The sequence below is a fragment of the Streptomyces turgidiscabies Car8 genome (assembly GCF_000331005.1).
Classification (GTDB): Bacteria; Actinomycetota; Actinomycetes; order Streptomycetales; family Streptomycetaceae; genus Streptomyces; species Streptomyces turgidiscabies.
Window position 1 is genome coordinate 1 of the sequence record NZ_AEJB01000083.1, and the last position, 11,262, is coordinate 11,262.

General features: G+C 71.2%; 10 protein-coding genes and 1 pseudogene. 5 read left to right on the top strand and 6 right to left on the bottom strand.

From position 1 onward, the window contains the following. Nucleotides 1-6 precede the first annotated feature (6 nt). Together STRTUCAR8_RS53865 and STRTUCAR8_RS04900 are read right to left on the bottom strand one after the other, a co-directional pair. Nucleotides 7-214 (bottom strand): annotated as a pseudogene (locus tag STRTUCAR8_RS53865) (Sec-independent protein translocase family protein); the annotation flags it as partial. A 78-nt stretch (nt 215-292) separates the two neighbouring features. Next, nucleotides 293-1,570 carry an MFS transporter gene (locus STRTUCAR8_RS04900; protein WP_006374346.1) on the bottom strand — a complete coding sequence of 426 codons (1,278 nt, stop codon included), beginning with the start codon at nt 1,568-1,570 and terminating at the stop codon, nt 293-295. A 189-nt stretch (nt 1,571-1,759) separates the two neighbouring features. Here STRTUCAR8_RS04900 and STRTUCAR8_RS04905 point away from each other — a divergent pair, with 189 nt between their 5' ends. The 3 genes from STRTUCAR8_RS04905 (at nt 1,760) to STRTUCAR8_RS04915 (ending at nt 4,149) form a co-directional block, all read left to right on the top strand. Next, nucleotides 1,760-2,401 carry a DUF6758 family protein gene (locus tag STRTUCAR8_RS04905; RefSeq protein WP_006374342.1) on the top strand — a complete coding sequence of 214 codons (642 nt, stop codon included), beginning with the start codon at nt 1,760-1,762 and terminating at the stop codon, nt 2,399-2,401. 208 nt (nt 2,402-2,609) lie between these two features. Beyond that, on the top strand, nt 2,610-3,467 hold the full coding sequence (locus STRTUCAR8_RS04910; RefSeq protein WP_044471645.1) for a PHP domain-containing protein: 858 nt from the start codon (nt 2,610-2,612) through the stop codon (nt 3,465-3,467). Nucleotides 3,468-3,543: 76 nt separating this feature from the next. Continuing rightward, entirely contained in the window at nt 3,544-4,149 is a 606-nt protein-coding gene (locus tag STRTUCAR8_RS04915; RefSeq protein ID WP_006374338.1) for a MarC family protein, read from the top strand. 121 nt (nt 4,150-4,270) lie between these two features. Here the strand turns inward: STRTUCAR8_RS04915 and STRTUCAR8_RS51170 are convergent, their stop codons facing one another. Beyond that, nucleotides 4,271-4,423 (bottom strand): hypothetical protein, encoded by a 153-nt coding sequence (locus tag STRTUCAR8_RS51170; RefSeq protein ID WP_006374340.1) that lies wholly within the window; start codon nt 4,421-4,423, stop codon nt 4,271-4,273. Nucleotides 4,424-4,632: 209 nt separating this feature from the next. On the opposite strand from STRTUCAR8_RS51170, the gene STRTUCAR8_RS04920 reads away from it, so the two are divergent. Continuing rightward, nucleotides 4,633-5,532 carry an NYN domain-containing protein gene (locus STRTUCAR8_RS04920; RefSeq protein WP_006374343.1) on the top strand — a complete coding sequence of 300 codons (900 nt, stop codon included), beginning with the start codon at nt 4,633-4,635 and terminating at the stop codon, nt 5,530-5,532. A 38-nt stretch (nt 5,533-5,570) separates the two neighbouring features. On the opposite strand, the gene STRTUCAR8_RS04925 is transcribed toward STRTUCAR8_RS04920, so the two are convergent. Both STRTUCAR8_RS04925 and STRTUCAR8_RS04930 read right to left on the bottom strand, forming a co-directional pair. Continuing rightward, nucleotides 5,571-6,461, bottom strand: coding sequence for an alpha/beta fold hydrolase (locus STRTUCAR8_RS04925; protein WP_006374337.1), 891 nt, complete (start codon nt 6,459-6,461; stop codon nt 5,571-5,573). 138 nt (nt 6,462-6,599) lie between these two features. Then, nucleotides 6,600-9,512: a DEAD/DEAH box helicase gene (locus STRTUCAR8_RS04930; RefSeq protein ID WP_044471644.1), complete on the bottom strand. Its 2,913-nt coding sequence runs from the start codon at nt 9,510-9,512 to the stop codon at nt 6,600-6,602. 469 nt (nt 9,513-9,981) lie between these two features. Between STRTUCAR8_RS04930 and STRTUCAR8_RS04935 the strand changes: the two genes are divergently transcribed. Beyond that, nucleotides 9,982-10,773, top strand: coding sequence for a ferritin-like fold-containing protein (locus STRTUCAR8_RS04935; RefSeq protein ID WP_006374345.1), 792 nt, complete (start codon nt 9,982-9,984; stop codon nt 10,771-10,773). A 93-nt stretch (nt 10,774-10,866) separates the two neighbouring features. Here STRTUCAR8_RS04935 and STRTUCAR8_RS04940 read toward each other — a convergent pair whose 3' ends face one another. After that, nucleotides 10,867-11,136, bottom strand: a complete 270-nt coding sequence (locus STRTUCAR8_RS04940; RefSeq protein ID WP_006374344.1) for a hypothetical protein — start codon at nt 11,134-11,136, stop codon at nt 10,867-10,869. Nucleotides 11,137-11,262: the final 126 nt, after the last annotated feature.

Sequence of the window (11,262 nt, forward strand, 5' to 3'; positions counted from 1 at the left end):
CGACGGTCAGGTGGCGTCCGCGTCGAAGGGCGGGCGCTCGTCCGGCTCGGGCTTCTTCGTCATGTCGACGGTGCCACCCGGAGGAACCGGAAGAACCGGAGGAGGAAGAGGACGACGAAGACGGGGACGAGTCCGACTCGCGGCTGTGGACCGCGTCCGTGACCTCGGCCATCTCCTTCTTCAGGTCGAAGCCGTCGCGGATCTCCTTGGTCCCGCTGGACGACCCTCGTACGCGACCGCGGAGTGACCGATGTCACCAATTGGCTTCCGCAGAAAGCCAGTTGGCCGGTCCCTAGCTCGCGAAGACGGCGACACTGTCCTCGGTCGCGTGCTGCGTCTCCAGGTTCTCGGCCTCGTGCGTGAGCGACTTCCGCCGTACGACGACCACCACGGCGCCGAGCACGGCGGTGACCGCCGCGACGACGAACGGCATGTGGATGTCGCTCCACTCCTCGATCTTCGGCGCGAAATACGGGGCCGCGGCAGCCGCGAACCAGCGCACGAAGTTGTAGCCGGCGCTCGCCACCGGGCGCGGCGCGTCCGAGACGCCGAGGGCCAGTTCGGTGTAGACCGTGTTGTTCACGCCGATGAACGCGCCGGACAGGATCGTGCAGACGACGGCGACGGTGTGGCTGCCGTAGCCGAGGACCAGTACGTCGACGGCGAGCAGGACGAGCGAGCCGCCGAGGACCGTCAGCGAGCCGAACCGCCGCTGCAGGCGCGGTGCCACGAGGACCGACGAGACGGCCAGCAGCAGACCCCAGGCGAAGAACACGGCCCCCGACTTGTAGGGCGTCATGTCGAGCACGAACGGGGTGAAGGCCAGCACGGTGAAGAACGTGTAGTTGTAGAAGAAGGACGAGATCGCGGCGGAGGCCAGACCACCGTGGCCGAGCGCCTTGACCGGGTCGAGCAGTGAGGTCTTCTGGACCGGCTTCGGCTGTTCCTTCAGGAACACCGTGACGCACAGGAAGCCGACGGCCATCAGGAACGCGGTGCCGAAGAAGGGGTAGCGCCAGCTGGCGTTGCCCAGCAGCGCGCCCAGCAGGGGGCCGCACGCCATGCCGAGGCCCAGGGCGGATTCGTACAGCAGGATCGCCGCCGCGCTGCCACCGGCCGCCGCCCCGACGATGACCGCGAGGGCCGTCGAGACGAAGAGCGCGTTGCCGAGACCCCAGCCTGCCCGGAAGCCGACCAGTTCGGAGACCGAGCCCGAGGTGCCCGCCAGACCGGCGAAGACCACGACCAGCGCGAGGCCGGCCAGCAGGGTCTTCTTGCCGCCGATCCGGCTGGACACGAAGCCCGTGACCAGCATCGCCACGGCGGTGATCAGGAAGTACGACGTGAAGAGCAGGGAGACCTGACCCGCCGTGGCGTCCAGGCCCTTGGCGATGGACGGCAGGATCGGGTCGACGAGGCCGATGCCCATGAAGGCGACGACGGACGCCCCGGCGGTCGCCCAGACGGCCTTCGGCTGCCGGAGGAGCCCACCGGCTCCCGCGTCGAAGGGATCCGCTTCGGCGGGGCCTCCCGTGCTTCCCGCTCCGGTCTTCGTTGCGCTGCTGTGCATGCCTGCTCCTTCACGACTCGCGGGCCCAACCCGCGGATGGGTCGTTGGTGTATGCACATAGTAAGTTAGAGTAGCTAATTAATGCAAGCTACATCTAATTTCGCCTGGTGGAAGGGGTGGGAAAACGTGTCACTCCGGACGGGTGATCGTCCTTGACGGGAGCGGGGACGGGGAGGACCGTGGGGCTTTATGAGGGGCGAACCCAGTTGCCCGAAGTGTGGTGGCCGGGTCAGGGCTCCCGGACTCTTTGCCGACTCCTGGCAGTGCGATGCGCACGGGACGGTGCATCCGCTGCAGCCCGTGATCCCGCCCAGCGTCGAGGCCCTCAGTGTCGTGGTGCACCGCACACAGGTGCCCGTGTGGATGCCGTGGCCACTGCCGGTCGGCTGGCTCTTCACGGGTGTGGGCTGCGCGGGCGACGACCGCAGCGGCGGCCGTGCGACGGCGGTGGCCTGCACGGGTCCCGGCCCGCTCGGAGGCATGGGTGAGCTGATCCTGGTCGCCGAGGAACTCGGCGTCGGACTCGGCGCGCGGTACGCGGGGATCGACGGGCCCGACCCGGGGCCGTACATGAACGTGGAGAAGCCCGCCGAGGCGAAGGTGCTGGCGGCTGGGCGGCCCACTCCGTTGTGGCATGTCGCGGGCGGGCCCGACGACCGCGCGGTGTTCGCGGGCGAGGCGCTCGGACTGTGGCTGTGGGCGGTGGTGTGGCCCGAGCAGTCGGGGCTGCTGATGTACGACGAGCTGGTGCTCACGGATCTGCGGGACGCGGGGGCCGAGGTGGAACTGGTGCCTTGCGGGGCGTTGTCGCCCCGGTTGCTCAAGCCGTAGGGCTTTCGTGGTCCCGCCCGTCGGGTGTGTGGTGTCGGGGTGTGTGGTGGAGTGCCGGTCGGTGGGGGCTTGTCCCGCAGTTCCCCGCGCCCCGACAGGTCCGCTTCTGTAAGGGGCGATTGCCGGTTTCAGGTGTGACGAGGTGGTCCTCTGGGCCGCTATGCTTGACGCGTTCCTGCCCGTCCCGTCGTCGCCTGGAGTCCGCACCGTGCGCATCGATCTGCACTGCCACTCCACCGCGTCCGACGGTACGGACACGCCCGCCGAGTTGGTGCGCAACGCCGCTGCGGCCGGCCTCGACGTCGTCGCGCTGACCGATCACGACACGACCCGGGGGTACGCCGAGGCCATCGCCGCGCTGCCCGCCGGGCTCACGCTGGTCACCGGGGCCGAGCTGTCCTGCCGGCTCGACGGGGTCAGCATGCACATGTTGGCCTACCTGTTCGACCCCGAGGAGCCCGCGCTGTTCGCCGAGCGTGAGCTGGTGCGCGACGACCGGGTGCCGCGGGCCCAGGGGATGGTGGCCAAGCTCCGGGAGCTGGGCGTGCCCATCACCTGGGAGCGGGTCGCGCGCATCGCCGGTGACGGATCCGTGGGCCGGCCCCATGTCGCGACCGCGCTGGTCGAGCTGGGCGTCGTACCGACCGTGAACGACGCCTTCACCGGGGACTGGCTGGCCGACGGCGCCCGGGCCTACGTACCGAAGCACGAGACCGACCCCTTCGAGGCGCTGCGGCTGATCAAGGGCGCCGGCGGAGTGGCCGTGTTCGCGCACCCGGCCGCGAGCAAGCGGGGGCTGACGGTCCCGGAGTCCGCGATCGCGGAGTTGGCCGCCGCCGGGCTCGACGGCATCGAGGTCGACCACATGGACCACGAACCGGAGACCCGGGCGCGACTGCGCGGCCTCGCGGCGGAGCTGGGGCTGCTGGGCACCGGCTCCTCCGACTACCACGGCAGCCGCAAGACCTGCGTGCTCGGGGAGTACACGACGGATCCCGAGGTGTACGGGGAGATCACACGGCGGGCCACCGGGGCGTTCCCGGTGCCGGGGACCGGCGGAGTCTGAGGCCTCGGCCCTCGGCTGCCCCTCCCTTGCTCCGTCCCCTTCCCCGTATCTCCCTCTACGCAAGGCTCGCTCACCCATGTTCGACGTCGCTGTCTTCGGCTCGCTCTTTCTCACCCTCTTCGTGATCATGGATCCCCCCGGGATCACCCCGATCTTCCTCGCGCTCACCGCCGGCCGGCCCGCCCGCGTACAGAAGCGGATGGCCTTCCAGGCCGTCTGTGTGGCCGGCGGTGTGATCACCGTGTTCGGGCTGCTCGGGCACCAGATCCTGGACTATCTGCACGTCTCCGTACCCGCCCTGATGATCGCCGGGGGACTGCTGCTCCTGCTCATCGCCCTCGACCTGCTCACCGGCAAGACGGACGAGCCCAAGCAGACCAAGGACGTGAACGTCGCCCTCGTACCGCTCGGCATGCCCCTGCTCGCCGGGCCCGGCGCCATCGTGTCGGTCATCCTGGCCGTGCAGAAGGCGGACGGCGTGGCCATGCAGGTGTCGGTGTGGGCGGCGATCCTGGCCGTCCACGTCGTGCTGTGGGTGGTCATGCGGTACTCGCTGCTGATCATCCGCGTCATCAAGGACGGAGGCGTGGTCCTGGTGACCCGGCTCGCGGGGATGATGCTGTCGGCCATCGCCGTGCAGCAGATCATCAACGGCATCACCCAGGTGATCCAGCAGAGCTGACGGCGGCCACGCCCGGGGCCCGTACGCGGACCCCGCGGCGACGCAGAACCCCCGCACGGCATCGGTGCCGTACGGGGGTTCTGAAGTCTGCTCGTCTTCGTGGGCGAGCGTCGTCCGCGCGTTATGAGGCCGAGGTGTCGGCCGGGCGGATCCAGAGGCGCTGCCCTATCGAGGCTGCTTGCTGCACGATCCGGTTGACGGAGGCGGCGTCCACGACCGTACTGTCCACGGGGGTTCCGTCGACGTCGTCGAGACGCATGATTTCGAAGCGCATGGGCTTCTCCCTTCGTCTGGTCATCCTCCTGAGGAGAACTACTTGGTTACGTACCTAGTCAACTACCCGCGTGTTACGAACATTCCCTACGCTAAGGAAATTTTTCGCACGTCTAACGACTCGCAGGTTAAAACCGTGTTCGGGCGGGATCAGGAGACTGACCGGGACCGGTTGTGTTCGAAGCGTGACCGCCGAGACAATGGAGGTATATGAACAACGACGACCACGCGGAGCTGAGCGCCCGCATCGACCGTACGAACGAGCTGCTCCACCGCATGCTCACCGAGGTGGCGAAGACGCCCTCGACCCATGCGATCTTCGTCGACGCGGGCTATCTGTACGCGGCGGCGGGACGGCTCGTCGCCGGGACCGAAGACCGCCGCTCCTACGAGCTGGATGCGGAGGGTCTCATCGAGGCGCTCATCGACAAGGCTCGCACGATCTTCGCGGACAGCCGCCTGCTGCGGGTCTACTGGTACGACGGCGCCCGGCGCCGCATCCACACCATCGAGCAGCAGTCCATCGCGGAACTCCCGGATGTGAAGGTTCGCCTGGGCAACCTCAACGCGAACAACCAGCAGAAGGGCGTCGACTCGCTGATCCGTACCGACCTCGAGTCGCTGGCCCGGCACCGCGCGATCAGTGACGCCGCGCTCATCGGCGGCGACGAGGACCTGGTGTCGGCGGTCGAGGCCGCGCAGGGATACGGGGCGCGCGTCCACCTGTGGGGCATCGAGGCGCCCGACGGCCGCAACCAGGCCGAGCCGCTGCTGTGGGAGGTCGACAGCCAGCGCACGTTCGACCTCGACTTCTTCAAGCCGTACGTCGCCCGGCGCACCGCCGCGTCCTACGAAGGGTCGGGCGGAGCGCGGCCCACGCGCGAGGACGTGCGGTTCGTCGGCGCGCAGATCGCGGCGAAGTGGCTGGCGGCGCGGGGGCGTGAGGCACTGGTCGAGCTGCTGCCCGGGCATCCGTATCTGCCCGGGTCAGTCGACCAGGATCTGCTGGTCGAGGCGGAGGGGCTGCTCCAGTACTCGCTGCGCGGCCAGTCCGAGCTGAGACGGGCGCTGCGGGACGGCTTCTGGGAGCACCTGCAGACGCAGTACTAGGACAGGTCCTGGGCCATTGGGGTGGTTGGCCGCTGCTGTTACCGCTCGACGCCGTCCCAGAAGTCGGCCAGGGCGCGGGCGGTCTCCAGGGGGCGGTCCGTGTTGGGGGAGTGCTCGGCTCCCGCGATGACGGTCCGGTGCGCCCGCAGCCGTACGGCCATGTCGTCGAAGAGCGGGACGGCCCAGGTGCCGTCCTCCGAGCCGGACAGCACATGGAAGGGCAGCGGTGCGGCGGCGAGTTCCGCCACCCGGTCCGGCTCGGTGCACAACTGGCGTCCCGTGGCCACGAGTTGGGCCGGGCTGTTGCCCATCCAGCGACGGCGCAGGTCCTCGCGGTCGTCGAGTCCGGCGTCCACGGCGTCCACCGAGTCGAGGTCGCCGCTGCCGGCCTGCGGATCGTCCATGGCCTGGATGGCCTCCCAGACCCGGGCCATGCTCATCACGGCGAGCGCGTCCCGCAGCAGTTTCGCGCGCTGCTGCTGGGCCTCGGAGATCTCGGCGGGGCCCGAGGAGATGAGGGTCAGCGAGACGAACGGGGAGTGGTCCAGGAGGATCGCGGCGCGGGCGATCTGCCCGCCGAGCGAGTGCCCGACGAGGTGCACGGGGGTGCCTACGGCCGCCGCCTGGGCGAGCACGTCCTGCGCCAACTCGGCCTGTGCGTAAGCCGATTCGTCGTCCCGGGGGCCGGGTGACTCGAACTGCCCGCGCCCGTCCACGGCGACGGTACGGTACCCGCGCGCGGCCAGCGGCTCGTGCATCGAGATGAAGTCCTCCTTGCTGCCGGTGAACCCGGGCAGCAGCAGAACGGTCCCCCTCGGCTCGACGCCGGCCTTCACGGAGGCATCGATGACGGCGAACTCACCACGCGCGGTACGCAGGGCGTACGCACGGGCACCGGGGGGCGGGGTGAAGGTCGAAGGCCTGCTCATGAGCCGAGGTTATCCGGCGTACCCGAGGGGGAGGGCGGCGGCTCGGGCCCGGGAACCCCGACGGCCCGGCCACCTGGTGGGGTGGGCCGGGCCGTCGGGGTGTGGCCGGTACTGCGGAGGGCCGCGGCCCTCGGGGGGTCAGGCCTCCACGGAGTCCGTGGTCGGTGCGCTGACCGTGGCCTTGCGGGTGGCGCGGCGCCTGGGCTTCGCCTCGGCGGCCTCCGGGGCCGTCTCCACGACGACCGCCGGTTCGGCGGCCTTGCGGGCCCGGCGGCGCGGCTTGGCCTCCGCGTCGTCCGCCGCCTGTGCGGGGATGGCGGGGATGTCCGCGACGACCTCGACGGCCTTGCGTGCCGTGCGGCGACGGGGCTTGGTCTCGACCGCCTCGGCGGTGTCGAGGGCTGCCTCGGCGGCCGGTGCGGTCGCTGCGACGGCCTTGCGGGCGGTGGTCCGGCGCGGCTTGGTCTCGCTCGCCTCGGCGGTGTCGACGGCGGCCTCAGCGGCCGTCGCCGTCGCCTTGCGGGCCGTACGGCGCGGCTTCGGCTCCGTGAGCTCCGGCTCCGCGACGGCGGGGGCCTCGGCGGTCTTGCGTGCCGTGCGACGACGGGGCTTGGCCTCGACGCCTTCCGCGGTGTCCACGGCTGCCTCGGCGGCCGGTGCCGTCGCCTTCCGCGTCGTACGACGCTTCGGCTCGGGGGTCTCGGCCGAGGTCGGCTGGGCCGGGATGTCGACCGTCTCCGCCACGACCGCCGGTTCGGCGGCCTTGCGTGCCGTACGCCGACGCGGCTTCGCCTCGACCGCCTCAGCGGTGTCGAGGGCTGCCTCGGCGGCCGGTGCGGTCGCTGCGACGGCCTTGCGAGTCGTACGGCGCGGCTTGGTCTCGGTCGCCTCGGCCGTCTCGACGGCGGCCACCGCGGCCTTGCGCGTCCGGCGAGGCTTCGCGGCCTCGGGCTCCGGAGTCACCGGGGCGGCCTCGACCACGGCCGCGACGGGCTCGGCGGCCTTGCGTGCCGTACGACGGCGGGGCTTGGTCTCGACTGCCTCGACGGTGTCGACGGCGGCTTCGGCGGCCGGTGCGGTCGCTGCGACGGCCTTGCGGGCGGTCGTCCGACGCGGCTTGGCCTCGACGCCTTCCGCGGTGTCGACGGCTGCCTCGGCGGTCGCCGTGGCAGCAGCGGTCTTACGGGGGGCGCGACGCGCCTTGGTCTCGGTCACGACCTCGGTGGCGTCGACGATCGGCTCCGCCGTCTTGCGGGTACGGCGACGACGCGGCTGCTCCTCCGGCGCCTCGGCCTCGGGGACGACCGGGGTCACGACCGGAGTGACCTCGACCGGGGCGGCCGGCGCGGACTCCGCCGTCCTGCGGGTACGGCGACGACGCGGCTGCTCCTCCGGCGTCTCCGCCTCGGGGACGACCGGGGCGGCCTCGACCGGGGTGGTCGGCGCGAGCTCCGCGGTCCTGCGGGTGCGGCGACGGCGCGGCTGCTCCGCTACCGGGGCGGTGCCCTCGGCGGTCGCGACGGCGGCCTCGGCCGACGGCTCGACGAACGTCGTCGTGGGGGCCGGCACCGACTCCGCGGCGGCACCGCGGGTACGGCGACGGCGGCGCGGCGTACGGCGCTCGGTGGGCTGCTCGGACGGGGCGAGCGCGTCGCCGGTCGAGGTGACCGGAGCGGCCGACGTGGCCGGAGTCGTCGGCGCGTCCGAGGCGGCACCGCCACGGGTACGGCGGCGACTGCGCGGCGTACGGGCCGGGCGCTCGCGCTCCGCCGACGGCGCGGAGGCGGCCGCCGGGCCGGAGGAGTGGCCCGAGGAGTGACCGGAGCGGCCACCGCGACCGCGCGGGCCACCACGTCCGCCCGTCTCACCGAGGTCTTCGAGCTCCTCGGCGCCCAGGCCGGCGCGGGTGCGCTCCGAGCGCGGCAGGACACCCTTGGTGCCGGCCGGGATGCTCAGTTCCTCGAACAGGTGCGGAGACGTGGAGTACGTCTCCGGCGGGTCGTTGAAGTTCAGCTCCAGCGCCTTGTTGATCAGCTGCCAGCGCGGGATGTCGTCCCAGTCGACCAGCGTGATCGCGATGCCCTTGGCGCCCGCGCGGCCCGTACGGCCGATGCGGTGCAGGTACGTCTTCTCCTCTTCGGGAGACTGGTAGTTGATGACGTGCGTGACGCCCTCGACGTCGATACCGCGCGCGGCCACGTCCGTGCAGACGAGGACGTCGACCTTGCCGTTGCGGAAGGCGCGCAGCGCCTGCTCACGGGCGCCCTGGCCGAGGTCGCCGTGGACGGCGCCGGAGGCGAAGCCGCGCTGCGCGAGCTGGTCGGCGAGATCGGCCGCCGTACGTTTCGTACGGCAGAAGACCATGGCCAGTCCCCGGCCGTCGGCCTGCAGTATCCGCGCCACCAGCTCGGGCTTGTCCATGTTGTGGGCGCGGTAGACGTACTGCGCGGTGTTCGCGACCGTCTTGCCCTCGTCGTCCGGCGCGGCGGCACGGATGTGCGTGGGCTGCGACATGTAGCGGCGCGCGAGACCGATGACGGCGCCCGGCATGGTCGCCGAGAACAGCATCGTCTGGCGGCGGGCCGGCAGCATGTTCATGATCTTCTCGACGTCGGGCAGGAAGCCCAGGTCGAGCATCTCGTCGGCCTCGTCGAGGACGAGCGCGCGGATATGGCTCAGGTTCAGCTTCTTCTGGCCCGCGAGGTCGAGGAGACGGCCCGGGGTGCCGACGATCACGTCGACGCCCTTCTTGAGGGCCTCGACCTGCGGCTCGTACGCCCGGCCGCCGTAGATGGCGAGAACGCGCACGTTACGGACCTTGCCGGCCGTCAGCAGGTCGTTCGTCACCTGCTGGCACAGCTCGCGCGTCGGGACGACGACGAGGGCCTGCGGGGCCTCGGTGAGCTGCTCGGGCTTGGCGCGGCCCGCCTCGACGTCGGCGGGGACGGTCACGCGCTCAAGGAGCGGGAGGCCGAAACCGAGCGTCTTGCCGGTGCCGGTCTTGGCCTGGCCGATGACGTCCGTGCCGGTGAGGGCGACGGGGAGCGTCATCTCCTGGATGGGAAAGGGGGTGATGATGCCGACGGCTTCGAGCGCCTCGGCGGTCTCGGGAAGAATTCCGAGATCCCGGAAAGTCGTAGTCAGGGCAATGCCTCTTCTGTGTACGCGGTGCGAGGCGAGCGCGGGGGTCGTGTCGGGACCGTGCCGGAAACTTCGGCCGCCTACGGGCGGGTCGAGTGGCACAGGACCACTGCCGACGCTCGAGCGCTCGTACCGCTGAGGGTCCCTCCGAATTCCGTACGCATCGTGCCGTACGGACGAGGAGAGCTGTCGGGTCGGAGCCGATCGGGCCACCGACCGGGCATCCTCATTCGTGTGGCCCGTCGAGATACGTCTGTCAACTCAGCGGGCGCATTACCACCATACCCCGGAATCGCGCACATGCGATGGCCGATTCGGTCACGTAGTGGTCGTCACACTGACTGAGCAGGGACTTACGCCTTGCGGCCAGCGGGCTATTGTGCGCTTCATGACGACGCCTGACAACGCCTCCGGTACCCCCGCGACCCCCGACGAAAGCGCGGCCGAGCCCGCGGCCGACACCGGGCCCGCACCCACCGGAATCGCCGCCCAGAACTGGGCGCAGGCGGCCGTCGACCCGCAGTACCGTGCCGCGGTCGTGGACCTGCTCGGGGCGCTCGCGTACGGCGAACTGGCCGCGTTCGAGCGGCTCGCCGAGGACGCCAAACTGGCGCCGACACTCGTCGACAAGTCGGAACTGGCCAAGATGGCGTCGGCGGAGTTCCACCACTTCGAACAGATCAGGAACCGGCTCACGGAGATCGGCGCGGACGCGACGCAGGCGATGGAGCCGTTCGTCGCCGCGCTCGACGGCTTCCACAAGCAGACGGCGCCCTCCGACTGGCTGGAAGGCCTCGTCAAGGCGTACGTCGGTGACTCGATCGCCAGTGACTTCTACCGCGAGGTCGCGGCCCGCCTCGACTCGGACACCCGGAAGTTGGTGCTCGCGGTCCTCGACGACACGGGGCACGCGAGCTTCGCCATCGAGAAGGTGCGCGCGGCGATCGACGCGGAGCCGCGGGTGGGCGGGCGGCTCGCGCTGTGGGCGCGGCGGCTGATGGGCGAGGCGCTGTCGCAGTCGCAGCGTGTGGTCGCCGACCGGGACGCGCTGTCCACGATGCTCGTCGGCGGCGTCGCGGACGGGTTCGACCTCGCGGAGGTCGGGCGGATGTTCTCCCGGATCACCGAGGCGCACACGAAGCGGATGGCTGCGCTCGGGCTGGCCGCGTAGCGCTCCGCCGGGTGCGGCGTCGTGGCGCTGTCCGGCTGTCTGCGGCGCCGTCGTGGCTTGTCGCGCAGTTCCCCGCGCCCCTGTCGGCGACGGCTACGCCGTTGCCGATGATCGGCGGAGGCCGGTCTTAGGGCGGAGGAGGAGGGAGAGGGACGCGGCGGAGACGGCTGTCGCGCCCAGGAGGATCAGGGCGAAGTGGCCGGCGCTCAGTGCGCTGTGGGTGAGGAAGGCGCCGACCAGGGCTCCGGCCGCGCCGGTGGACAGGACCACGTGGCGCGCGGGGAGGCGGTCCGGCAGACGGTGGGCCGCCGCCCATGCCAGGGCGAGGCCGAGGATCGCGGAGCCGAGCGCTTCCAAGAACATGTCGGGGTCCCTCCCACAGCCTGCCTGCGCGTGACGTTCTCAGCCCGTCATACCCGTGACCTGCGCCGGGCAACCCATTTGTAAGGGTGACGTGTGGTCAACCTGTGAATACGGACCACGGGCAAC